This is a genomic window from Nocardia brasiliensis (genome assembly GCF_011801125.1).
Taxonomy (GTDB): Bacteria; Actinomycetota; Actinomycetes; order Mycobacteriales; family Mycobacteriaceae; genus Nocardia; species Nocardia brasiliensis_C.
Window position 1 is genome coordinate 2,085,347 of record NZ_CP046171.1, and the last position, 22,918, is coordinate 2,108,264.

The window sequence follows — 22,918 nt, forward strand, 5'->3', positions numbered from 1 at the left end:
CTGACAGCAGCACCGCCGGGGACGGGCACACCCCCGTGCCCGGCGGTTCCCAGAAGGTGAGCCCGGCCGGGCGGGTCAACTGGTCGTGGCTGCGCGTGACCGGCTCGGTGGGGCCGCTCGGCATCGCCACCGCGGTGCTCTGGCTCAGCATCATCGTGTTGCTGCCCCTGGCCGCGCTCACCGTCGCGTCGTTCGAGGAGGGCTGGTCCGGCTTCTGGAGCGCGGTCACCGCGCCGGCGGCGCTGGACTCGTTGCGGATCACCGTGTTCGTCTCGGTGGTGGTCGCGGTGCTCAACGTGGTGATGGGCACGCTCATCGCCTGGGTACTGGTGCGCGACGAGTTCCCCGGCAAGAGCATTGTCAACGCGTTGATCGATCTGCCGTTCGCGTTGCCGACCATCGTGGCCAGCATCGTGCTGCTGTCGCTGTACGGGCCGCAGAGTCCGATCGATATCCACCTCAACGCGACTCAGCCCGGCCTCATCGTGGCGCTGGCGTTCGTCACGCTGCCGTTCGTGGTGCGCTCGGTGCAGCCGGTGCTGATCGAGGCCGACCGGGAGGTGGAACAGGCGGCACTGTCGCTGGGTGCGAACAACTGGACCACGTTCCGCCGCATCGTCTTACCGACGCTGGCCCCCGCGATCATCTCCGGCGGCGGCCTCGCCTTCGCCCGCGCCATCGGCGAGTACGGCTCGGTGGTGCTGATCGGCGGCGCCATCCCGCGCAAGACCGAAATGGCCTCGCAGTACATCCAGAAGCAGATCGAGATCGACCGGCCGGTCAACGCCGCAGCGGTTTCGGTTGCCCTGCTGGTCATCTCGTTCGCGACGTTGCTGCTGCTGCGGCTGCTCGCCGAGCGCAGCGTCCGCAAAGAGCAGGAGTCGCGGTGAACAGCGGGGCGTCGCAGCAGAGGAGAACACGGTGAAACTCTCGGCGTGGACCCGGATTCCACTGCGGGTGGTGGCACTCGGCTACCTGGCGGTCTTGCTGGTCTTGCCGCTGGTGATCATCCTGTATCGCACCTTCGAAAAGGGCATCGGCGCGTTCATCGATTCGATCACCACGCCCGCGGCCATCTCGGCGTTCCAACTGTCGATGATCATCGTGGCGATCGTGGTCCCGGTGAACGTCATCTTCGGCATCGTCACCGCGATCGCGCTGGTGCGCGGAAAGTTCCCGGGGCGCACCCTGATCCAGGGCATCGTCGATCTGCCGTTCGCGGTGTCGCCGGTGGTGGTCGGTGTCGCGCTGATCCTGCTGTGGGGCGCGGGCGGCTGGTTCGGCGGCCTGGAGGACGTCGGCCTCAAGGTGATCTTCAATCTGCCCGGCATGGTGATCGCCACCATCTTCGTCACGCTGCCGTTCGTGGTGCGCGAGGTCGAACCGGTGCTGCACGAGATCGGCGACGAACAAGAGCAGGCGGCCGCCACCCTGGGCGCCACGCGCTGGCAGACGTTCTGGCGGATCACCCTGCCCGCCATCCGATGGGGCCTCACCTACGGCGTGGTGCTCACCGTGGCCCGCGCACTCGGCGAGTTCGGCGCGGTGATCATGGTTTCCTCCGCGCTGCCCGGTAAGTCGCAGACCCTGACGCTGCTGGTGCACGGTCGATACATCAACGACCACAACACCTTCGGCGCCTACTCGGCCGCCACCCTGTTGATGGGCCTCGCGCTCGTGACACTCCTGTTGATGACCCTCCTCGAACGCAAGCGGGGCGCCAAATGATCACCGTGACCAACGCGAAGAAGAACTACGGTTCGTTCGCCGCGCTCGACGACGTCACCATCGATATCCCGTCCGGCGAGCTGACGGCCCTGCTCGGGCCGTCGGGTTCGGGCAAGTCCACGCTGCTGCGCTCGATCGCGGGGCTGGAGTCGCTCGACTCCGGCATCGTGGTGATCGCGGGCAACGACGTCACCCGGGTGCCGCCGCAGAAGCGCGACATCGGTTTCGTATTCCAGCATTACGCCGCGTTCAAGCACATGACCGTGCGGGACAACGTGGCGTTCGGCCTGAAGATCCGCAAGCGGCCAAAGGCCGAGATCGCCAAGCGGGTGGACGAATTGCTCGGCATCGTCGGACTCGACGGCTTCCAGCATCGCTACCCGGCTCAGCTGTCGGGTGGTCAGCGCCAGCGCATGGCCCTGGCCCGTGCGCTCGCGGTCGATCCCCAGGTGCTTTTGCTCGACGAGCCGTTCGGCGCGCTGGACGCGAAAGTCCGTGCGGACCTGCGTACTTGGCTGCGCAGGTTGCACGAGGAGGTGCACGTCACCACCGTGCTGGTCACCCACGACCAGGAGGAGGCCCTCGACGTGGCCGACCGCATCGCGGTGATGAACAAGGGGCGGATCGAGCAAATCGGTTCGCCGGAGGACGTTTACGACCGCCCGGCCAACGAGTTCGTGATGTCGTTCCTCGGCGCGGTGGCCCGGCTGAACGGACATCTGGTGCGCCCGCACGACATTCGGGTCGGTCGCGAGCCGACCATGGCGCTGGCCGAGCACGAGGGCACCGCGGAGTCCGCCGGTGTCACCAGGGCGACGGTCGAGCGGGTGGTGCACCTCGGGTTCGAGGTGCGGGTGGAGTTGCGCAACGCCGCCACCGGTGACCTGTTCGCCGCCCAGGTGACTCGCGGTGACGCGGAGGCGCTGCGGCTCGCGGACGGGGAGACGGTCTACGCCAGGGCCACCCGGATTCCGGAGTTGCCCGCGCAGTGACCCGGCGCACGGATCGGCTGCTGGTTCGTTGCTGATCTTGCGCCGGCGCAAAGCTATCCGCCGACCCGCGGCACCGAAATGTCGTCGCATTGTCCGGTCCGGAGTTGCGGTGGCGGACCGATCCGGCCGCCGCCGCGCGCGATCGGCCGGCGGCGTCAGCGTGTCGTCCCGGCGAGTCCGCGCAGTATCGCGCGTCGCGACCCGCGTGTCCGGCGAATGGAGATTGTTAGGGGCTATCACCGCATGTGAGGGCGGGTATCCGGGAGCGGAGCCGGACACCTGGTCGGTGTTGCCGCGCGTGGCAACCGAGACGGGACACGGACGAATGTCGGCGTGTCGCAGTGATATCCGGCCGTCGGCCCGATTGCCGCACTACAGGGCGGGTGACCAGGTCTGATCGTTGTGCTATGCAATCGGTTTCAGAACAGGCGGGCGGCGGACAATAGGGTGTCCGGTGGTTGGCAGGTGGGTCGCGGAGTGGTTGCGTGGACGGAGTTCGAAGCAAATCGGCTCGGCGATCAGGTGGCTTGCGATGGCGGTTGGTCTGGGTTTGAGCATCGGCACGGTGAACACGGTTTCCGCTCTGGCACAGGAGGGTTCGAGCGGCGCCCACCCGCCCCGCTGGTTGCGCCAGCTGCCCTCGCCGCAGGCTCCGCCGGGCCGTCGGGCGCCGCAGCGTCCCCAATCCCTCACCCGCCGCACCACACTCACCTTCGACAGCACCGGCCTGGCCCGGGTCGGCATGATTCCGCGGCACGGTCGCGCGATCACCGAATTCGCTGATATCTCGCAGCGTTCCGTCGTATCGGCGCGGGTCGGGCACCGGGCGCTCGCGCCCGCCGATCTGGTCGCGGTGGTGGCCGAATGTCTCATCACCGAGGCGCTGCCGACGCAACAGCGCGACGCGGGCCACGGGGTCGGCATCGCGCTGACCCACCCGGCGCGCTACACCGACGCGCACGTCGGCGAGCTGCGCGCGGCACTCGACGCGGTCGGGCTCGAACATGTCGAGCTGATCGCCGAGCCGGTCGCCGCGGCGACCTGGCTCGAGGCTGACCGCGGCCCGCTCATGCCCGGTCTCGCGCTGGTCTACGACCTGGGCGGGGCCAGTCTCGATGTCACGCTGGTCCGGGTCGGCGCCGGATGTCCGCGGAACCCGATCGTCGGCGAGTCGTTGCGCTCGTCCGAGTTCGGCGGCCGGGCCTTCGGCGCGCTGGTCGCCTCGCGGGCCGGGCACGGATTGCCGTCGGACTCCATCTCGGGATCGGTCGCGGGCACCACGGCCGACGAGTTACGCACCAGGCATGTGCGGGCCTCGCTGGAACTGGTCTACAAGTGCCTGCGCATCGCCGACGTCACTATGGCCGATGTCGACTGCGTGCTCGTGGTCGGCGGCGCGGCCCGGCCGATCGAGGTGGCCCAGGTCCTGGCCGACGAGCTGGCCAGGCCGGTCATCGCGGCCCCCGACCCGGAACGGACCATCGCGGACGGGGCGGCGATCATCGGCAGGCGGGCGGCGGTCGCCGCCGAGGAGTCGGCGGGCAAGCACCACGGCAAGCGGCGCGGCGGGGGCGCGCATCGACGGGCGGCCACCAGGGCGATGGTGTTCTCGCAGCGGACGAGGCGCAGGCTGACCAGGGTGGCGGTGGCAGCGGGGCTGTCGCTCGCGGGCGTCGGCATGGCGCTCGCCTTGCCCGCCGACGGGGTGATCGTGGGGATGGTGCAACTGACAACGCTGCGCTGACCGCGGGCGGCGTACCCGGTGGTGATCGTGACGAGGGCGATCGCCACCGCGTACGCCGCTTTTCTCATCGAGGGGGAAATGGTGGCGGCGGGCTCTCGGGCGACGCCGCCACCATTTCCTCCTGATCATTTGCCCAGCTCTACCGGAATGGAACGTGTCCCCGGGTTGACGTGACAGTCTGTAGGTGTAACCATGGGGTACAGGTAAACGTTTCGAAGAGAGAGGCAGTGACGACGATGTCCGCAGCCGTGACGCCCCCGATCGACCCCGATCTGGAGAAGGCGCAGGAGTACGCCGCGACGCTTCTACTGCTCTCCGAGGGTTCGGTCAACAAGCACTTCGACCCCTTCGACGATATCGACTGGGACAACCCGGACTTCGACCCGAACGCCGGCGCGCACCGCTGGATCCTGCCGAAATCGGCCGATCCGCTCGGTCGCCACCCCTGGTACCTCGCGCAGTCCGACGAGCGCAAGATCGCGATCGGCAAGTACCGCCAGGCCAATGTCGCCAAGGTCGGCCTGCAGTTCGAGTCGATCCTGATCAGCGGCATGGTCACGCACAACTTCGGCCTGCCCAACGGCTCGCCCGAGTTCCGCTACTGCTCCCACGAGATGATCGAGGAGCACAACCACACCCTGATGTTCCAGGAGATGGTGAACCGGATCGGCGACGACGTGCCCGGCATGGGTCCGCTGGTGCGCAAGTTCAAGTACCTCGGCGCGCCCGTGGCCGCGTGGTTCCCCAACCTGTTCTTCATGGCGGTGCTCGCCGGTGAGGAGCCGATCGACCACATCCAGAAGGCGATCCTGCGCTCCGACGAGGACGTGCACCCGATCATGCGTGGCGTGATGGCCATTCACGTCGCCGAGGAGGCACGCCACATCTCCTTCGCGCACGAGTTCCTGAAGATCCATGTGCCCGAGTCGAACGCGTTCAACCGGTTCGTGCTCTCGATCGCCATGCCGATCGTGATGTGGATCCTGGGCCGGTCGATCTTCACCCCGCCGCGCTCGTTCTGGAAGGAATTCGACATCCCGGACTACGTCCGCAAGGAACTGTTCTACGGGTCGAAGGAATCCAAGCAGGAGTTCAGCGACTTCTTCGGTGACGTGCGCACGCTGGCCAAGGACATCGGCCTGATGAACCCGATCTCCAAGGCGGTCTGGAAGCTGCTCAAGATCGACGGCCACACCACCCGCTACCGTTCCGAGCCGCTGCGCGCGGTCAAGGCCGGCTGACGTGCCCTACATCGTCACGCAGTCGTGCTGTAGTGACGCCTCGTGCGTGTACGCCTGCCCGGTGAACTGCATCCACCCGACGCCGGATGAGCCCGACTTCCTGACCGCGGACATGCTGTACGTGGACCCGAAGGCGTGCGTCGACTGTGGTGCCTGCGCGACCGCCTGCCCGGTGGACGCGATCGTGTCATCGAAGAAGCTGACCGAAGAGCAGAAGCCGTTCATCGAGATCAACGCCGACTTCTACCGGCAGTCCCGGCCGCGTCCGCTGCTGGCCAAGCCGGTGCCCGCGGCCGAGATCCGGACCGCGCGCCAGCCGCTGCGGGTGGCGATCGTCGGGTCGGGCCCGTCGGCGATGTACGCGGCGGACGAGCTGCTCACCCAGCCCGACGTGTCGGTGACGGTGTTCGACCGGTTGCCGGTGCCCTACGGTCTGGCCAGGCACGGTGTCGCGCCCGATCACGCGAAGACCCGCAAGGTCAGCGAGCTGTTCGACGTCATCTCGGCCCAGCCCGGGTTCGCGTCTTACCTGAACGTCGAAGTGGGCGCGCATGTTTCGCACAGCGAGCTGCTCGACCACTTCCATGCGGTGATCTACGCGGTCGGCGCTTCGGCCGACCGGAAGCTCGGCGTGCCCGGTGAGGGACTGGCGGGCAATGTGTCGGCCACCGACTTCGTCGCCTGGTACAACGGGCACCCCGATCACGCGGATCGCGTCTTCGATCTGTCGCAGCAGCGCGCGGTGATCGTCGGCAACGGCAACGTCGCACTCGACGTCGCCCGCATCCTGACCAGCGATCCGGAAACGTTGTCCGGCACCGATATCGCGCCGTACGCGCTGCGGGCCCTGCAGGAGAGCAAGATCGAGGAAGTGGTGATCCTCGGTCGCCGCGGGCCGCTCGAATCCGCTTTCACCGTACCGGAATTCGTCGGTCTGCTCGGATCCGACGTGGACATCGCGATCGAGGGCGAGCTGCCCGAGCTGAGCACCGGCCTGCCGTACCAGGTGGAGCAGAAGCTGCGGTTGCTGCATACGGTGCGCGAGCGCCCGTCCGGCGACCGCAAGCGAATCGTGTTCCGCTACTTGGCTTCGCCCACCGAGATCGTCGGCACCGATCGTGTCGCAGGCATCGAGGTGAGCCGCAACGAACTCGTCACCGACGCGGACGGGCGCACCAGGGCGGTGGCGACCGGCACGACCGAACGACTCGACGCGGGCCTGGTGCTCACCTCGGTCGGCTATCGGGGCGTCGCGTTGCCGGGCCTGCCGTTCGACGAGGCGGCGAGCGTCATCCCGAACCTGGACGGTCGCGTGCTGGAGCGGGTCGACGGCGCGGTGCTGCCCGGAACGTATGTCACCGGCTGGATCAAGCGCGGGCCGACCGGCTTCATCGGCACCAACAAGTCCTGCGCGCAGGAGACGGTGCGTCAGCTCGCCGACGACTACAACGCTGGTCGGTTGCCCGAACCCGGTAGTGGTGCAGCGGAATTCGATCGGCTGATCCGGCGGCGGCAGCCCGCCGTCCGGGCCGAGGGCGCGGCCAAGCGGGTCGGTCCGGTGCGCAGGCTGCTGGCCCGATCCTGACCCGCGTGGCCCCATTTTCTGGGCCTTGCGATAGGCGTTGTCCCCGCTCACGATAGAAGTGGGCGGGGACTCACCGGTGACGCGGTCTCGAAGTCCGCAGTGTCATCACCTGCCTGTTCCAGCGAGGTGCGTCGGGTCGTCCTCGCTGCTGGCTCGGGCGGGTCGCGCACGGCGGCCCGCCTGAGTGTTTCTTGCGACGTCAGCGCGCGGTGAAGCCGCCGTCGATCGCCAGCGCCGCACCGGTGACGAAGCTGGCCTCCGTGCTGAGCAGGAACGCGCAGAACGCCGCGATCTCGGCAGGCGTGCTGATCCGGCCGAGCGGATGCAGCGCGGCGATGGCCGCCTCGCCCTCCGGTGTCGCGCCCATCGAATTGCGGAACGCCGGGGTATCGACCGCGCCGGAGACCAGGGCGTTCACCCGGACACCCTGCTCGGCGGCCTCCAGGGCGACCGCCCTGGTCAGCCCGACCACGCCGTGCTTGGCCGCGACATACGGTGCGACCGAGCCCATTCCGACCACGCCCAGATTCGACGCGTTGTTCAGGATCGCGCCGCCACCGGAGGCGACCAGCGCGGGCACCTGATGGCGCAGACCGTAGAACACGCTCGTCAGATTGAGTTCCAGGTCGGCGCGCCAGCCCGCCTCGTCGATCTCGGCGACCGGCCCGAACGCGTTGACCGCGCCCGCGTTGTTGAACGCGGCGTCCAGCCTGCCGTACTCGGTGAGCGCGGCGTCGGTGAGCCGCGCGACGTCCTGTTCTACGGTGACGTCGGTCGGCACGAACAGTGCCCGTCCGCCCGCGGCGCGGACTTCGGCGGCCACCTGCTCACCCGCGTCCTTACCCCTGGCGCCGAGCACCACCGCCGCGCCTTCGGCCGCCACTCGCATCGCGACGGCCTTGCCCACGCCGGAGCTGGCACCGGTGATCAGCACGACCTGATCGGCGAACCGTGATGTCATCTTGTTCATTTCCCTTCTGGTTCTTGCGATCTCACCTTCCGTGGTGCGTTCGCAGTACTCAGTCAAGTGCACGGGCGGGCGCCGTGCTGGCGGAAAATGGTCGTTGCGTTGACGTGTCATTTGTTTGCCTGTGTAGGCGTAGCTACATTCGGTGAAGTGGTACCGGCTATCGAATTAAGCTGAGCTGGCAATGGTTTAGTTACCGACCAGTCAGTGTGTTGTGCGGACTTGTGATTTGACGGGGGAAGCTGTCCGATATCCGCGCAGCGGCATATTGTCCGGATCGCTACGTGATAACGGGATCGGATGGTGTGTTGTTCAACTCTCGACTGTTCAGAGGGCTGAACATCGCTGCGGCGCCGCATCTTCGCAGGTGATATGGATCATTGCGCTGTGCACCTAAACGTTTCACGCCATTCTGTCGCCGTTCATGTCAATTCCGCATCCTTCCAGCGACCCGAACAGCTAATCTGTGCTGGCTGTTTGGAAGACGACCGCGGCCACATGGTTCTCTGTGTGATGGACGTGGTCTCGGTACGTTGACGGGATAGCATATGACCACAGGTCTGGGTTTCAGCATCGGCGCAGTGAACTCCATGACGGCTTCGGTGACCGGTGTGCGAACCCGGCCTGTCGTGCGCAGCAGGCGCACCGCGGTGACCTTCGATAGCGCGGGCGGACTGCGCATCGGCGGGATTCCGCAATTCACCATGGCCGTAACGGATTTCGCCGATCTGAGCCGAGACCCCGAGCCGATGATCGTCGGCGGGCGCATCTGGTCGCCCGCCAACCTGGTCGCCGCGGTGGTGAACGGGCTGCGCGCGGCCGAGCCGAGCGCCGCCGAGTCCGGCGCGGTAGCCACCTATCCCGCAACGTATTCCGACAAGAACGTGGCGCTACTGCGGCAGGCACTCGACCTGTCCGGGGCGGGTGATGTCGAACTGGTGCCGGAGCCGGTCGCCGCGGCGGAATGGCTGGAGGCCGAGCACGGTCCGCTGGAACCCGGTTTCGTGCTGGTTTACGACCTGGGCGGGACCAGCTTGGACGTCACCGTCGTGCGCGTCGGGCCCGACTGGGACAACCATCCCATGGTCGGAAAGCCGGTGCGCTCCTTCGACTTCGGTGGTCGCCCGCTCGGCGCGATGATCGCGCGCTACGCCCACGAAGCCGGGCCGGACGCCGCCACCCCGACCTCGCTGCTGTCCATGGTCGATATCGACGGCCTGCGCACCGCGCACGTGCGCGACACCCTCGAAGTTGTTCGGGCCGTCGTGCGTTCGGCCGAGCTCACCCTCACCGACATCAGCCGCGTCCTGGTGATCGGCGGTGCCTCCAGGCCGGCCGAGGTCGCCCGTACCCTCGCCGAACTCGGTCGCCCCCTGGTCGTTTCGGCCGATCCCGGTCATACCGTCGCCGCCGGGGCCGCGTTAATGGCCGCGCGCACCATGGCGCTCGCGGCCTCCGGCGGTAAGCAGAATGCCCCGCGTGTCGCCGTATTCTCCAGTGCCGCAGTGGTTTCCGCGGTGGCGATGTCGGCGGTGACGGTGTTCGGCGGGCCCGCGAGCCCCGACACGTCCCCGCTGCTCGAGCACTTCCCCGGCGGTGACGTGCCCGCCACCGATACCGCGCTGTCCGACCTCAGCTTCGACCGGATCACCGGTCACCACGAGGCGTGGATCGCCGCACCGGCAGGATGGACGTCCCCGCGCTCGCTCGCCGCCTCCGCCGGGCTCCCGCGCGCGTCCGCGTACACGAAGTTCATCACTCCCGTCGCGCACTCGACCCCGCTCGGCCCGACCCTCGCCGAATCTCGCCGCGCCGACCACAACGGGCCTCGAACCTACGACACCTCGAAGTGGTACCAGGGCTCGCCCTACGCGAACCCCGCCTACTTCATCAACCCCTTGCCCTTCGGCCCATCGCCCGTCACGAACCCCGGCACTCCCGGCCAACCCGCCACCCCGATCGCGGGCACCCCCGCGACACCCCCGGCCCCCGGCTCCGTCCCTCCCGCCCCGCAACCAGGATCGACCCCCGCCGTCCCCGGCCCCGGCACGATCTCCGGCGCCGTCACCGACCTGCCCAGCCCCGGAACATCCACCGGCGCAACCCCTTACGACCCCGGCACCAGTTCCGGCGGTGCCGCCACTCCCGCCGCCGGTGGTGCCACGGGCGCAACCGATGGAAGCGCGACCGGGGGCAGTACTGCAGGCGGGACCACCGCAGGCGAGTCGACGAGCGGTTCGACGTCGGGCTCGACCTCGGGTGGTTCGAGCTCTGGTGGTTCCACGTCGGGTGGTTCGCATTCCGGTGGTTCCGCCTCGGGTGGTTCGGATTCCGGTGGTTCCGCCTCGGATGGGTCCAGCTCGAGTGGTTCCACCTCGGGTGGTTCGGACTCTGGTGGTTCCGCCTCGGGTGGTTCGGACTCTGGAGGTTCCACGTCCGGCGGCGCTTCTTCCGGCGGTTCCACCTCGGATGGGTCCAGCTCGAGCGGTTCCACCTCCGGCGGTTCGACCTCGGGTTCCACCTCCGGCGGTTCCAACTCGAGCAGTTCCACGTCGGGCGGTTCCATGTCCGGTGGCGCGACCTCAGGCGGGTCGGACTCCGGTGGTTCCTCCTCCGGAGGGTCCTCAGGTAACAGCAAGAACTAGTCCCGGCCCGCACCCCGCACCGGTCAACTCTGCCGTTCCGACCCCGTCGACCGACTCCCCAGGGGCCTTCAGCCGTGCCCGGGTGCACTGCCCGGAATCTCGGTGTCCCGTCGGTACCGTCTCACCGATCTCGGCAGTGGCTTGCCACGCACGGTTTGTTGTCCCGCGCGGGGTCATACGAATGGCATGCGCGCGGGGTGACGGGAGGCGTGCGGGAGCGCTGCTGGGCGCCGTCTCGATCGGCTGACGGGTGTCGTACCCCCTTGGCACAATGTGTTGATGGCAGCAGGGGGTCCGCAGCTCATCGCGTTGGATGTGGACGGGACGTTGCTCGATACCGGTAGTCCGGTTACCGAGCGGGTGGCGTCCGCGGTGCGCGCGGCCATTGAGGCGGGCGCGCATGTGGTGGTGACGACGGGGCGCACGGTGCTGACGACGCGGCCGGTGCTTGCGGAGCTCGGCCTGGTCGAAGGGCATGCGCTGTGCTCGAACGGGGCGGTGCACGTCGACGTCGCGAACGGGCAGCCGGTGGCCGTCGAGGCGTTCGATCCCGCGCCCGCGGTTCTCGCGTTGCGTGCGCTGATCCCAGAGATGATCTTCGCGGTGGAGAAGGTAGGCGTCGGCTACTGGGCAACCGGTGTCAGTCCCGGTGAATTCTCCCTCGGCGAATACCTTTTGGTCGATCATGGTGCGTTGAGCAGCGAGCCGACGCCGCGACTCAACGGCTGGTGGCCGCAGGGCTCGCTGGCGCAGATGCGGATCCTGCTGCGCGAACTGCAGGTGCCCGGCGCGAGCTGGGTGCACGGCGAATTCGGTCCGTGGCTGACCGTATCCCGCCGAGGCGTCTCGAAAGGCTGGGCGCTGGAACGCCTTCGCCTCGCGCTCGGCGTCCCGCACACCGCGACCCTCGCCATCGGTGACGGCTACAACGACCGCGAAATGCTGCGCTGGGCAGCACATTCCGTCGCCATGGACAACGCCCCCGCCGAGGTCAAGGCTCACGCCACCGAGGTAACCGGCACCGTCCACGAAGACGGCGTCGCGACCATCCTCGAACGCTGGTTCCACCCATAACTGCAAACCCGTTCAGCACGGCGGCTTGCCCGACAGGATCAACCACTCGCCACGTACCGCGATAGCGTCCTCTGCGCTGCGCTGCGCTGCGCTGCGCTGCGCTGCGCTGCGCTGCGCTGCGCTGCGGTTGCTTGCTGCGCTGCGGCTGCTTGCTGCACTGCCGTCGTTCGCCGCACCGTTGACGCTCGCCGCACCGACGTGGCATTGCCATTGCTTGGCGCGCTCTCGCCGCATCACCATCGCTGGCGGCGCTGCCGCAGCTCGCCGCACTGCCGTTGCTGGCCGCACTGCCGTTGCTGGCCGCACTGCCGTTGCTGGCCGCACTACCGTTGCTGGCCGCACTACCGTTGCTGGCCGCACTGCCGTTGCTGGCCGCACTACCGTTACTTGCCGCGCTGCCGTTGCTCGCCGCACCGCCGTGGCATTGCCGTTGTTTGGCGCGCTCTCGCCGCATCACCGTCGCTCGCTGCGCCGCTGTTGTTGTTCGCTGCGCCGCCGCTGTCGTTCGCCGCACCGTTGACGCTCGCCGCACCGTCGTGGCATCGCGGTTACTTGGCGCGCTCTCGCCGCATCACCCATTGCTCGCGGCACCGCCGTCGCTCGCTGCGCCGTTGACGCTTGCCGCGCCGCTGTTGTTGTTCGCTGCGCCGCCGCTGTCGTTCGCCGCACCGTTGACGCTCGCCGCACCGTCGTGGCATCGCGGTTACTTGGCGCGCTCTCGCCGCATCACCCATTGCTCGCGGCACCGCCGTCGCTCGCTGCGCCGTTGACGCTTGCCGCGCCGCCGCTGTTGTTCGCTGCGCTGCCGTTGCTCGCCGCACCGCCGTGGCATTGCGGTTGCTTGGCGTGCTCTCGCCACATCACCGTCGCTCGCTGCGCCGCTGCTGTTGTTCGCCGCACCGTTGACGCTCGCCGCGCCGTCGTGGCATCGCGGTTGCTTGGCGCGCTCTCGCCGCATCACCATTGCTCGCGGCACTGCCGTGGCGTCGTGGCACCGCTGTGGCTTACCGCGCTGGCCGTGGCTCGATGCGCCGCAGTCGGTCCGCGACGCGGACGTTCGGTCGCTTTGGCAAGCATCGTCGAGCGCTGGTTCCGTCCGTAACCACGGTCTACGCCTCGGATTGCCCGGTTTGAGCAACATTGTTGTGGCGGAAGGCTTTTGCGCGAACTGAGATTCGGTCTGCCGTGGTATTCGCGTGACTCAGTGGAGGTCGATGCGAACGAGGGGTGGGCTGGTTGGGATGGGGGAGGTGGCGGTCGGTTCGGTGGTGATGGCGAGGGCGGTGGTGGTGGGGAGTATGTCGGCGATGAGTTCGCTGGTGGTGTCGGTGGTGTGCATCAGCCCGGCGGGGCGGGTGGTGCCGTCGGCGTGGACCAGCCAGAGCTGGTAGCCGTGGCCGGTGGTCGGGGTGGGGAGTCCGGTCGCCGACACCGCAGCCTTGCCGACTGTGCGGGAGATTACCGCCGTCGCGGAGCCGTTGCCGGCGAAGACCGTTCCGGTGCGGGTGACCGCGTCGTCGGCGTTGCGGATCTGTTCGGCCGCCACGGTCGAGTCGGGCACCGCGGTCCGATCGACGAGGGTGAGCCCGACGGCGACCACCGCTGCCGCGACCGCGACGCCGAGCCACACTCGGACCAGCCAGCCGCGGCGGTCGCTGTCGGTGGGAAAGGTGTTGTCGGACAACTCATCCAGCGGTAGCACCGCAGTGCGCTCCAGCTCGTCTACCGTCGGGATGATCGCGGTCCGGTCGAGCACGGCCGCGGTGCCGGAAACCTGTTCGCGCGTGCCGATCTCGGCGAGCACCCGTTCTCTCAGCGTGGCGGCCGATACCGGCGCCACCGCTGTCGCGAGTCGCGCCGCGACCGGGCGTAGTGCGGCGACCTCGATATAACACGCCGGACATTCGAGGAGATGGTGTTCGAACGCGGCACGCTCTTCTGCGGTGAGCGCGTCCAAAACGTAAGCGCCGATGCGGTGGTGGAGCTCCGCGGTCACGAGTGTCCGCCGATGCGTTCGCCCAACCGGAGCAGTCCGTCGCGCATTCTGGCCTCGATCGTGCCGACGGGTTTGTCGAGCACCGCGGAGACTTCACGATCGGAGTAGCCGCCGTAATAGGCGAGGATCAGCGACCGCCGTTGCGCGTCGCTGAGTTCGGTCAGCGACTCACGCACGGCGTCGTCCTCGATCCGGTCCAACGTGGTCTGCACGACCTCGTCGAAACACCAGCGCAGTTCCGGCTGCCCGTCGTGTTCGGCCCGAGCGCCGGCGCGCACCCGGTCCACCGCGCGACGATGCGCGATGGTCATCGCCCAGGCCTGCACCGACTGGTGCTGCTCGTCGAACAGTGGCGCCTGCTGCCAGAGTTCCAGCAGCACCTCGCGCGCGAGCGCCTCGGACTCGGCGTGGTCGCGGATCACCTGCGTGACCAGGCCGAGGATCGGCGCCGCGAGGAGGTCATAGAGCTCGGCGAAAGCCCGCTCGTCGCCGCGGGCGACCTGACGGATCAGCAGTTCCGGAGTCTGCGGCGTGCCGTTCGCGTCCACGGCACCGGATACTGCTCGGGCGGAGATGACCATTCTGGTGTCCTTCCAAGCCTGACCAAGCCGGAAGCCGTGCACGATGATCACGGCGAATGTGGCCCAGATCATATGCTGCCCGTTTCGCCCCGGCACCCCGGCTACCCCGAACGCCCTGCTCACCCGCTGTTGGTCATGTGATCACCAGGTAATGGTGGCGGCATCGGCCGAGAGCCGAACGCCACCATTACCTGGTGATCGACTGACCAACTAGCCATCGCTTACGCGGGACCGGTCTTCGCGAGGACCTCCAGGTAGTGCGGGTTGGACATGAGGCCGAGGATATTGCCGAACGGGTCGACGACGGCCGCGGTGACGAAGCCGGTCCCCGCGCCGCGCTCGGTGATCGGGTCGTATTCCTCGGCGCCGAGCTCGAGCAGGCGCCGGAAGGTGGCCTCGAGATCGTCGACGTGCCAGTTGACGATCGCGCCGCCGGGTGTGTCCCGTGCGCCCGCCGGGGCGTACGCGCGGTTGACGATGCCGAATTCGTGCAGGTAGTCACCGATCCGGAATTCGTAGTAGCCGTTGGGGACGTGGAAGTACGGCTCGACGCCGAGGAACTCGGTGTACCAGTCCTTGGCGGCCTCCAGATCGTCGGCGTAAAAGGTGCTCGTCGCCATTCCGCGCAGCATTTCTGTTCTCCTTCGTTGGTTCGTGCTGGTGAGATCAATGTTCGGCCATAAAGTGCGCACGGAATGAGCACTTTTACGGGCAGAATCGTCGGTATGCGAGCGGACAGGTTGGTGGCGATCTTGCTGATGATGCAGACGCGCGGCAGGGTGACCGCGGCCGAGGTGGCCGCGGAGTTGGAGACGTCGGTCGCCACCGCGCGCCGTGATCTCGAGGCGCTGTCGATGGCAGGCGTGCCGGTGTATCCGCAGCCGGGTCGGGGCGGGGGATGGTCGCTGGTGGGTGGTGCGCGTACCGATCTCACCGGTTTGACCGCGGGGGAGGCGCGGGCGCTGTTTCTGCTGGCGGGACCGTCCGCGGGTGCGGTGCCCGAGGCGAAATCGGCGCTGCGCAAACTGGTTCGAGCGCTACCGCAGACCTTCCGCACGGACGCGCAAGCGGCGGCGGATGCGGTGGTGATCGATCCGTCTCGCTGGGGTCAGGCCGATCGTGAACTGCCGCAGGTGGTTTCGCTGCTGCAGCGAGCTGTGGTGCAGCGCAACAAGGTTCGCCTGACCTACACCGGCAGGAACCAGGAACGCACCGAGCGTCTGGTGGATCCGTGGGGCCTGATCGACAAGGACGCGATCTGGTATCTCATCGCAGGCACCGACCGTGGACAGCGCACGTTCCGCGTCGACCGGATCGCCGAAGCCGTCCTCACCGAGCAAACTGCTTCCCGCCCAGCAGATTTCGATCTGTCCACCGCGTGGAAAGAAGTGGTGGACGAGCTGGAACAGCGGCGGGCGAGCACGGCGGCCACGGTGCTCATCTCGGAACGTCTGTTACCGATCCTGCGCAACCAGCAGGGCAGGAACTGCGTCGTAGACGGCCCGATCCCCGTCGGCCGCATCAGAGCCCAGGTCACCGCCCCCACGGCCTGGATGCTCGCGCAACAACTCGCGGGTTGGGGTGCGTCCATCGAAGTCCTCGACCCGCCGGAGGTGCGCGCCGAACTAGCCCGCATCGGCACCGAACTCGTCGACCGCTACTCCGCCGTGGGTGCCCCGTAGGTGCCGCTCCGGCCCATCTGGCGCATCCGAGGTCACCCTGCCGCGTTGCCGCGTCGAAGACTGAATCCGGATTCTGGCCGCAGCTCGCTGGGCGGCTGACCCGGGTGCCGACCCCCAGTCTGCTGGGCGACTGAACCGGATTGTGGCCATTGCCTGCTGAGCGACTGGTCGGACTCTGGCCATTGCCTGCTGGGTGACTGAGCCGGATTCTGGCCGCGCCTGCTGAGCGGCCGAGCCGGATTCTGGCCGCGCCTGCTGAGCGGCCGAGCCGGATTCTGGCCGCGCCTGCTGAGCGGCCGAGCCGGATTCTGGCCGCGCCTGCTGAGCGGCCGAGCCGGATTCTGGCCGCGCCTGCTGAGCGGCCGAGCCGGATTCTGGCCGCGCCCGCTGAGCGGCCGAGCCGGATTGTGGCGCCAGTCTGCTGGGTGACTGACCGGGACTCTGGCCATTGCCCGCTGGCTGACTGAACCGGATTCCGGCCACGCCCGGTCGGTGACCGAACCGGATGCTGGCCACCGCCCGCCGTACCACCGGCCCGGATTCATCCCACAACCCGCTGAGCGCCTGTCCCGGCGAACAATTCAGGCCGACAGTGTGAGTGTCCCCGCGAGCGCCGCGTCGTAGCGCTCCCACACGATCTCGGGCAGCGCCGGATGCGCGCCGATGGCGGCGGCGTGGCTCACCTCGGGCGCGGCCGCGAGGAGCCGGTCGGTCAACAGGCCGGGAGCGAGGAACCATGGTGCGACGAGGACCTCGTCGGCACCGCGCTCCCGCAGTCGTGAAATAGCTTGGCCCACCGTGGGTTCGGTGGTAGCGAAGCAGATCTCGGTGAGGTGACCGGTGCGTGCGGCCAGCCGCCGCGCAACCCCGGCGGTCAGCGCGTTGGCCGCCGGCGACGAGGAGCCGACCGCGGCGACCGCGATGCCGAGTCGAGACGGCGACGTGGCGTGACTCTCGACCACGCGATCCCGCAGCGCGTCGATCAACCTGGTGTCACGGCCGAGCACATCGGCCTGTGTCAGGCGCAACTGGGGATGGCTGGTGCGGGCCGCCGTCAGCAGGCCGGGCAGATCCACCCTGGCGTGGAACGCGCTGCCGAGCAGCAGCGGCGTGACCACGGCGTGCGTGTGCTCGGCCGCCGCGACCGCGGCGACGACATGCTCGACCGAGGGGGCGTTGAGGTCCAGAAACGCCAGCCGCACATCGTATTCCGGCCGTGCGGCGGCGAGGTCGGCCACCAGTGCGGACATCGTCGCCGCCGAGCGGGGATCCCGGCTGCCGTGCGCGACCGCGATCAGCGCGGGCCTGCCTAGTGCCTCGTCCAGGAGCTTCGGCGCGCTTCTCTGCGGCCTGGGGCGCCCGCCGGACGCGTTGTCGTCGTCGCCGATGCAAACCCCGGTATCTCCGGCTTGCCTGCGGACGCCCCAGGCCGCCGAGGGACGCACCGACCCTCCCGGACGAGGCACCGGGCCGGCGCCGATCCCGAGTCCGCGCATCTCAGACTCCGGTGCCGACCTCGACGGCCGACAGCACGTCGCCGACGAGGCCCGCGGCCAGGGTGTTGCCGCCCGCCGGGTCGATGAGCAGGAAGCTGCCGGTGTGCCGGTTCACCCGGTAGTCGTCGACCGCGAGCGGCTCGGCCACGCGCAGCGACACTCGGCCGATGTCGTTGAGCGACAACGACTCCGGGTTCGGTTCGGCCGCCAGCCGCTGCTCGTCGAAGCGTTCCAGCAGTCCGCCGACGATGACCTGGGTGGTGCGGGTGCCGTGCTTGAGCAGCAGGCGCGCGCCGGGGTGCAGCGGCTTGTCGCCCAGCCAGCAGACGGTCGCGTCGAAGGCGTCGATCGCCTCGGGGGCGTCGGCCACCGACGCGATGATGTCACCGCGGGAGATATCGACGTCGTCGGCCAGGATCAGCGTGACGCTGCGGCCGGTCTGGGCCACCGCGAGTTCGCCGTCCGGGGTATCGATCCGCGCCACGGTGCTGCGCACGCCGGAGGGCAGCACGACCACCTCGTCGCCCGGTGCGACCGAGCCCGCCGCGATCTGGCCGGCGTAGCCCCGGTAGTCCGGGTACTCGGCGGTGCGCGGACGGATCACGTACTGCACCGGAAACCGCAGTCCCAGTGTGTGATTGCCGGTGCTGTCGGCGTCGACCGGCACCGATTCCAGGTGCTCGATCAGCGAGGGACCGGTGTAGTACGGGGTGTTCGACGAGCGCGTCGCGATGTTGTCCCCGTGCAGCGCCGAGACCGGGATCTCCAGCACGTCCTCGTCGGTCCAGCCGAGTGTGCGGGTGAGCCTGCCGAATTCGGCGGAGATGTCGGCGAAGACGGTCGCCGCGTCGTCGACCAAGTCGATCTTGTTCACCGCGAGTACCAGTTTCGGCACCCCGAGCAACGCCAATACCGCGGCGTGCCTGCGGGTCTGCTCGATGACGCCCTTGCGCGCGTCGACCAGCAGGATCACCAGCTGAGCCGTCGACGCGCCGGACACCGTGTTCCGCGTGTACTGCACGTGTCCCGGGGTGTCCGCGAGCACGAAAGAGCGCCGCGGCGTGGCGAAGTAGCGGTAGGCGACATCGATGGTGATGCCCTGCTCCCGTTCGGCGCGCAGGCCGTCGACGAGCAGCGAGAGGTCCGGCGTCGCCAGGCCCTTGTCCACCGACGCGCGGGTGACGGCGTCGATCTGGTCGGCGAGAACGGATTTCGTGTCGTAGAGCAACCGGCCGACCAGGGTGGACTTGCCGTCGTCGACAGAACCGGCGGTGGCCAGCCTCAGTAGGTCGGACATGTCAGAAATAGCCCTCTCGCTTGCGGTCTTCCATCGCGGCCTCGGACACCCGGTCGTCGCCGCGGGTCGCACCACGTTCGGTCAGTCGGGACGCGGCGACCTCGGCGAGGATCGCCTCGTTGTCGGCCGCGTCGGAAAGTACGGCGCCGGTGGAGGATCCGTCGCCCACGGTGCGATAACGCACCGAGAGTGTCTGCAGCTGTTCACCTTCGCGCGGCCCGCCCCAGACGCCGGGGGTCATCCACATGCCGTCGCGCTGGTACACCGGACGCTGGTGGGCGTAGTAGATGCTGGCCAGGTCGATGTTCTCGCGGGCGATGTAGCGCCAGATGTCGAGCTCGGTCCAGTTGCTCAGCGGGAAGACCCGCACGTGCTCGCCCGGTGCGTGTCTGCCGTTGTACAGGTTCCACAGTTCGGGGCGCTGCCGCTTGGGATCCCACTGTCCGAAGGCGTTGCGCAACGAGAAGATCCGCTCCTTGGCGCGGGAGCGCTCCTCGTCGCGACGGCCGCCGCCGAACACCGCGTCGAAGCGGTGCTCGCTGATCGCGTCCAGCAGCGGGACGGTCTGCAGCGGATTGCGGATGCCGTCCGGGCGTTCGGTGAGCCTGCCGTCGGCCAGGTAGTCCTCCACCTTGGCCACGTGCAGCCGCAGCCCGTAGCGCTCGACGATCCGATCGCGGAACTCCAGCACCTCGGGCAGGTTGTGCCCGGTGTCCACGTGCAGCAGCGCGAACGGCAGCGGCGCGGGCCAGAAGGCCTTGAGCGCCAGGTGCAGCAGCACCGTCGAGTCCTTGCCGCCGGAGAACAGGATCACCGGCCGCTCGAATTCGCCTGCTACCTCCCGGAATACATGGATGGACTCGGACTCCAGGGCGGCGAGGGTGTCGAAATCGCTGATCCCCAGCGCACGCCGGGTAGCGTTCGAGGCTTCGTTCACAATGGTCTCCGTCATGCTGTGTCCCCTTTCGCATGCCCGAGGGGCCTCGCGTGCTCACGCGGGCTTGCTCCCTCGGGCCCTGACTCGGTCATGCGGTGTGCAACCCGCACTCGGTCTTGGCGAGGCCGGCCCAGCGGCCGCTTCGCGGATCGGATCCCGGCTCCGGCTTCCGTGTGCACGGAGCGCAGCCGATGGACGGGTATCCCTCTTCGACAAGGGGATTGACGAGGATGCCGTGTTGTTCGATGTAGGCCTGCATCTCATCGTCGGACCAGGCGGCGATCGGGTTGATCTTCACCAGTCCGAACGCCTCGTCGAACGAGATGAGCGGCGCGTTGGCCCGGGTCGGCGCCTCGACGCGGCGGATGCCGGTGACCCACGCGTTGTAACCGGCCAGCGACTTACGCAGCGGCACGACCTTGCGCAACCGGCAGCACTCACCGGCGTCGCGGGCGAAGAGGTCCTTGCCGAGCAGCCGATCCTGTTCGTCGACAGTGTGTTCCGGCCGCACATTGACCACGTTCACCCCGTACACCGCCTCGACGGCGTCGCGGGTGCCGATGGTTTCGGCGAAGTGGTAGCCGGTGTCCAGGAACAGCACGTCCACCCCGGCCCGCACCTGCGCGGCCAGGTGGACCAGCACGCCGTCCTGCATGTTCGACGCGACGATGTAGCCGGTCCCGAAGGTCTCCTCGGTCCATCGCAGCAGTTCGACGGCGGACGCGTCCGGCCCGAGGTCGGCGGCGCCGCGCGCGGCGAGCGCGCGCAGCTCGTCCTCTGTCAGCTTCGCTACCAGTTCCGTTGTCACAGTTGATCTCCCATCACGTGCCCGGCGCTGTCGAGGCTCATTTCAGGTCCGCCTCGTCGGCGCGAACGGCCCACTGGGCGAACCGCTCGCCGTCCTCGCGGTGCTTGATGAAGTTGCGCACCACCCGCTCGATGTAGTCACCGAGATCGCTGCTGGTCACCTTGTGCTGACGCAGCTTGCGGCCGAAGGCGCTGTCGAAGCCGAGGCTGCCGCCCAGGTGCACCTGGAAGCCCTCCACCTGATTCCCCGCGCCGTCGTCGACGAGCTGGCCCTTGAAACCGATGTCGGCGATCTGCGATCGCGCGCACGAGTTCGGGCAGCCGTTGATGTTGATGGTCACCGGAACATCCAGCAGCGCATTGAGATCGGCGAGGCGCTCCTCGAGCTCGGGCACCAGCGCCTGGGACCGCTTGCGCGTCTCGGCGAAGGACAGCTTGCAGAACTCGATGCCCGAGCAGGCCATCAGGTTTCGCCGCCACAGTGACGGACGGGCCTGCAGGCCAAGGGGCGCCAGCTCGTCTATCAGCGCGTCGACCTTGTCGTCGGCGACGTCGAGCACGATCAGCTTCTGGTACGGCGTGAACCGGATGCGGTCGGCGCCGATCCGCTCGACCGCGTCGGCCACCTTCGTCAGGATGGTGCCCGAGACGCGGCCCGCGATGGGGGAGAAGCCCACCGCGTTGAGCCCGTTCTTCAGCTTCTGCACCCCGACGTGGTCGATCGGCTTGGTCGGCTGCTCCGGCGCGGGGCCGTCGATCAGCTTGCGCTTCAGGTATTCGTCCTCGAGCACCTGCCGGAACTTCTCGATGCCCCAGTCCTTGACCAGGAACTTCAGCCGCGCCTTGGTGCGCAGCCGCCGGTAGCCGTAATCGCGGTAGAGCGAGACGACGGCCTCCCACACATCGGGCACCTCGTCCAGCGGCACCCACGCGCCGACCCGTTGCGCCAGCATCGGATTGGTGGACAGGCCGCCGCCAACCCACAGGTCCAGACCGGGGCCGTGCTCGGGGTGCTCCACCCCGACGAACGCGACGTCGTTGATCTCGTGCACCACGTCCTGCTGGCCCGAGATCGCGGTCTTGAACTTGCGCGGCAGGTTGGAGTACTCCTTCTTGCCGATGTAGCGGCGCACGATCTCGTCGATGGCCGGGGTCGGGTCGATGATCTCCTGCAGCGATTCACCCGCCAGCGGCGAACCGAGCACCACGCGCGGGCAGTCGCCGCACGCCTCGGTGGTCTTCAGGCCGACCGCTTCGATCCGCTTCCAGATCTCGGGGACGTTCTCCACCTCGATCCAGTGGTACTGGACGTTCTCGCGGTCGGAGAGGTCCGCGGTGTCGCGGCCGAACTCGGTGGAGATCTGGCCGAGCGTGCGCAGCTGCTCGACGTTCAGCGCCCCGCCATCGCAGCGGATGCGCATCATGAAGTACTTGGCCTCGAGCAGATCGATGTTCTCGTCGCCGGTCCAGGTGCCGTCGTAGCCCTGTTCGCGCTGGGTGTAGAGACCCCACCAGCGGAAGCGCCCACGCAGGTCGCCCTTGTCGATGCTGTCGAAGCCCGCCTTCGAGTAGATGTTCTCGATCCGGGCGCGCACGTTGAGCGGGTTGTCGTCCTTCTTGGCCTGCTCGTTCGGGTTCAGCGGCTCGCGGTAGCCGAGCGCCCACTGGCCTTCGGCCCTGCGCCGCACCGGCTTACCGGTGCGGGCGCGCGGCGCCGCCGCGGTTTCCGGGCGCGGGCGGTCCGGGCGGACGCGGCGTTCGGTGGCGGGGCGTTCGGGTCGCGCCTGCGGGCCGGGCCGGGTCTCGGGGCCGGAATGATCGATCGGACCGGCGTCGGTGCTCGACGTCATGGGGTCGCTCCTGCGGGTTGGTTATTGCCGTGCTGAGGGTGCGAGGGGCTGATCTCGCACCTGCGGTGTGCAGCGGAGGCGATGCAGAATTATTGGGGTCGCCGGTGGGGCCCGGGAATGGGCGCGCTGAACTACCGAGAAGAGTTGGTCAGACAGCAGGCGCTACAGACGCGCTTGTAGTCGACGTGGCGACGTGCCACAAGTCGTACTCCCGATGCGCGCATAGGGCTTATTGTGCCATGTCAGTAGCGGCCTTCCGACCCCTCGTCGGTATTTTCCGCACTTTGCCGGGAAAT

21 protein-coding genes are annotated in these 22,918 nt (G+C 68.4%); 10 read left to right on the forward strand and 11 right to left on the reverse strand.

Translation table 11 applies throughout. From position 1 onward, the window contains the following. Positions 1-35: 35 nt before the first annotated feature. The 6 genes from cysT (at position 36) to F5X71_RS09360 (ending at position 7,290) form a co-directional block, all read left to right on the forward strand. Entirely contained in the window at positions 36-890 is an 855-nt protein-coding gene (cysT, locus tag F5X71_RS09335; RefSeq protein ID WP_428981482.1) for a sulfate ABC transporter permease subunit CysT, read from the forward strand. A 31-nt stretch (positions 891-921) separates the two neighbouring features. Continuing rightward, positions 922-1,728: a sulfate ABC transporter permease subunit CysW gene (gene cysW, locus F5X71_RS09340; protein ID WP_167461584.1), complete on the forward strand. Its 807-nt coding sequence runs from the start codon at positions 922-924 to the stop codon at positions 1,726-1,728. Then, positions 1,725-2,720 (forward strand): sulfate/molybdate ABC transporter ATP-binding protein, encoded by a 996-nt coding sequence (locus tag F5X71_RS09345; protein WP_167461585.1) that lies wholly within the window; start codon positions 1,725-1,727, stop codon positions 2,718-2,720. Before cysW ends, F5X71_RS09345 begins: the two co-directional genes overlap by 4 nt. Before the next feature lie 532 nt (positions 2,721-3,252). Next, positions 3,253-4,464 carry an Hsp70 family protein gene (locus F5X71_RS09350; RefSeq protein ID WP_167461586.1) on the forward strand — a complete coding sequence of 404 codons (1,212 nt, stop codon included), beginning with the start codon at positions 3,253-3,255 and terminating at the stop codon, positions 4,462-4,464. A 236-nt stretch (positions 4,465-4,700) separates the two neighbouring features. Beyond that, the gene (locus tag F5X71_RS09355; RefSeq protein ID WP_029902368.1) at positions 4,701-5,705 is read left to right on the forward strand and encodes an AurF N-oxygenase family protein; all 1,005 of its coding nucleotides are present in this window, start codon (positions 4,701-4,703) and stop codon (positions 5,703-5,705) included. Position 5,706: 1 nt separating this feature from the next. After that, positions 5,707-7,290 carry an FAD-dependent oxidoreductase gene (locus F5X71_RS09360; protein WP_167461587.1) on the forward strand — a complete coding sequence of 528 codons (1,584 nt, stop codon included), beginning with the start codon at positions 5,707-5,709 and terminating at the stop codon, positions 7,288-7,290. Positions 7,291-7,489: 199 nt separating this feature from the next. Here F5X71_RS09360 and F5X71_RS09365 read toward each other — a convergent pair whose 3' ends face one another. Beyond that, positions 7,490-8,251, reverse strand: coding sequence for an SDR family NAD(P)-dependent oxidoreductase (locus tag F5X71_RS09365; RefSeq protein WP_167461588.1), 762 nt, complete (start codon positions 8,249-8,251; stop codon positions 7,490-7,492). 554 nt (positions 8,252-8,805) lie between these two features. On the opposite strand from F5X71_RS09365, the gene F5X71_RS37425 reads away from it, so the two are divergent. Both F5X71_RS37425 and F5X71_RS09375 read left to right on the forward strand, forming a co-directional pair. After that, positions 8,806-10,902 carry an Hsp70 family protein gene (locus tag F5X71_RS37425; RefSeq protein ID WP_167461589.1) on the forward strand — a complete coding sequence of 699 codons (2,097 nt, stop codon included), beginning with the start codon at positions 8,806-8,808 and terminating at the stop codon, positions 10,900-10,902. Between the two features lie 279 nt (positions 10,903-11,181). Beyond that, positions 11,182-11,976 carry an HAD family hydrolase gene (locus tag F5X71_RS09375; RefSeq protein ID WP_238815798.1) on the forward strand — a complete coding sequence of 265 codons (795 nt, stop codon included), beginning with the start codon at positions 11,182-11,184 and terminating at the stop codon, positions 11,974-11,976. 12 nt (positions 11,977-11,988) lie between these two features. On the opposite strand, the gene F5X71_RS09380 is transcribed toward F5X71_RS09375, so the two are convergent. Then, positions 11,989-12,216 (reverse strand): hypothetical protein, encoded by a 228-nt coding sequence (locus F5X71_RS09380; protein WP_167461590.1) that lies wholly within the window; start codon positions 12,214-12,216, stop codon positions 11,989-11,991. A 35-nt stretch (positions 12,217-12,251) separates the two neighbouring features. On the opposite strand from F5X71_RS09380, the gene F5X71_RS09385 reads away from it, so the two are divergent. Next, on the forward strand, positions 12,252-12,746 hold the full coding sequence (locus F5X71_RS09385) for a hypothetical protein (protein WP_167461591.1): 495 nt from the start codon (positions 12,252-12,254) through the stop codon (positions 12,744-12,746). A 431-nt stretch (positions 12,747-13,177) separates the two neighbouring features. Here the strand turns inward: F5X71_RS09385 and F5X71_RS09390 are convergent, their stop codons facing one another. The 3 genes from F5X71_RS09390 to F5X71_RS09400 all read right to left on the reverse strand — a co-directional run bounded on the left by F5X71_RS09390 (position 13,178) and on the right by F5X71_RS09400 (position 15,185). Continuing rightward, a complete protein-coding gene (locus F5X71_RS09390; RefSeq protein WP_167466334.1) occupies positions 13,178-13,972 on the reverse strand; it encodes an anti-sigma factor in 795 nt (264 codons plus the stop codon). Next, on the reverse strand, positions 13,969-14,625 hold the full coding sequence (locus F5X71_RS09395; RefSeq protein ID WP_238815799.1) for a sigma-70 family RNA polymerase sigma factor: 657 nt from the start codon (positions 14,623-14,625) through the stop codon (positions 13,969-13,971). The genes F5X71_RS09390 and F5X71_RS09395 overlap by 4 nt, the downstream gene beginning before the upstream one ends. Positions 14,626-14,774: 149 nt before the next feature. Next, entirely contained in the window at positions 14,775-15,185 is a 411-nt protein-coding gene (locus tag F5X71_RS09400; RefSeq protein ID WP_167461592.1) for a VOC family protein, read from the reverse strand. 93 nt (positions 15,186-15,278) lie between these two features. Between F5X71_RS09400 and F5X71_RS09405 the strand changes: the two genes are divergently transcribed. Continuing rightward, complete coding sequence (locus F5X71_RS09405) at positions 15,279-16,235, forward strand: helix-turn-helix transcriptional regulator (protein ID WP_167461593.1); 957 nt, start codon at positions 15,279-15,281, stop codon at positions 16,233-16,235. Between the two features lie 581 nt (positions 16,236-16,816). Here F5X71_RS09405 and F5X71_RS09410 read toward each other — a convergent pair. The 6 genes from F5X71_RS09410 to F5X71_RS37705 all read right to left on the reverse strand — a co-directional run bounded on the left by F5X71_RS09410 (position 16,817) and on the right by F5X71_RS37705 (position 22,846). After that, positions 16,817-17,560 carry a sirohydrochlorin chelatase gene (locus F5X71_RS09410; RefSeq protein WP_275106798.1) on the reverse strand — a complete coding sequence of 248 codons (744 nt, stop codon included), beginning with the start codon at positions 17,558-17,560 and terminating at the stop codon, positions 16,817-16,819. Positions 17,561-17,732: 172 nt separating this feature from the next. Then, entirely contained in the window at positions 17,733-19,028 is a 1,296-nt protein-coding gene (locus F5X71_RS09415; RefSeq protein WP_167461594.1) for a sulfate adenylyltransferase subunit 1, read from the reverse strand. Position 19,029: 1 nt separating this feature from the next. Then, positions 19,030-19,980: a sulfate adenylyltransferase subunit CysD gene (cysD, locus tag F5X71_RS09420; protein WP_238815800.1), complete on the reverse strand. Its 951-nt coding sequence runs from the start codon at positions 19,978-19,980 to the stop codon at positions 19,030-19,032. Between the two features lie 73 nt (positions 19,981-20,053). After that, positions 20,054-20,773, reverse strand: coding sequence for a phosphoadenylyl-sulfate reductase (locus F5X71_RS09425; RefSeq protein WP_167461595.1), 720 nt, complete (start codon positions 20,771-20,773; stop codon positions 20,054-20,056). Between the two features lie 37 nt (positions 20,774-20,810). Then, positions 20,811-22,622, reverse strand: coding sequence for a nitrite/sulfite reductase (locus tag F5X71_RS09430; RefSeq protein ID WP_238815801.1), 1,812 nt, complete (start codon positions 22,620-22,622; stop codon positions 20,811-20,813). A gap of 131 nt (positions 22,623-22,753) precedes the next feature. Beyond that, entirely contained in the window at positions 22,754-22,846 is a 93-nt protein-coding gene (locus F5X71_RS37705; protein WP_366929490.1) for an Ms4527A family Cys-rich leader peptide, read from the reverse strand. Positions 22,847-22,918 lie beyond the last annotated feature (72 nt).

Bases quoted from the DNA above. Each gene is read 5' to 3' on its own strand.
- F5X71_RS09345 (WP_167461585.1), top strand. From the start codon at position 1,725: ATGATCACCGTGACCAACGCGAAGAAGAACTACGGTTCGTTCGCCGCG.
- F5X71_RS09350 (WP_167461586.1), top strand. From the start codon at position 3,253: ATGGCGGTTGGTCTGGGTTTGAGCATCGGCACGGTGAACACGGTTTCC.
- F5X71_RS09355 (WP_029902368.1), top strand. From the start codon at position 4,701: ATGTCCGCAGCCGTGACGCCCCCGATCGACCCCGATCTGGAGAAGGCG.
- F5X71_RS09365 (WP_167461588.1), bottom strand. From the start codon at position 8,251: ATGACATCACGGTTCGCCGATCAGGTCGTGCTGATCACCGGTGCCAGC.
- F5X71_RS37425 (WP_167461589.1), top strand. From the start codon at position 8,806: ATGACCACAGGTCTGGGTTTCAGCATCGGCGCAGTGAACTCCATGACG.
- F5X71_RS09375 (WP_238815798.1), top strand. From the start codon at position 11,182: ATGGCAGCAGGGGGTCCGCAGCTCATCGCGTTGGATGTGGACGGGACG.
- F5X71_RS09380 (WP_167461590.1), bottom strand. From the start codon at position 12,216: ATGGTGATGCGGCGAGAGCGCGCCAAGCAATGGCAATGCCACGTCGGT.
- F5X71_RS09395 (WP_238815799.1), bottom strand. From the start codon at position 14,625: ATGATCTGGGCCACATTCGCCGTGATCATCGTGCACGGCTTCCGGCTT.
- F5X71_RS09400 (WP_167461592.1), bottom strand. From the start codon at position 15,185: ATGCTGCGCGGAATGGCGACGAGCACCTTTTACGCCGACGATCTGGAG.
- F5X71_RS09405 (WP_167461593.1), top strand. From the start codon at position 15,279: ATGCGAGCGGACAGGTTGGTGGCGATCTTGCTGATGATGCAGACGCGC.
- F5X71_RS09415 (WP_167461594.1), bottom strand. From the start codon at position 19,028: ATGTCCGACCTACTGAGGCTGGCCACCGCCGGTTCTGTCGACGACGGC.
- cysD (WP_238815800.1), bottom strand. From the start codon at position 19,980: ATGACGGAGACCATTGTGAACGAAGCCTCGAACGCTACCCGGCGTGCG.
- F5X71_RS09430 (WP_238815801.1), bottom strand. From the start codon at position 22,622: ATGACGTCGAGCACCGACGCCGGTCCGATCGATCATTCCGGCCCCGAG.
- F5X71_RS37705 (WP_366929490.1), bottom strand. From the start codon at position 22,846: ATGCGCGCATCGGGAGTACGACTTGTGGCACGTCGCCACGTCGACTAC.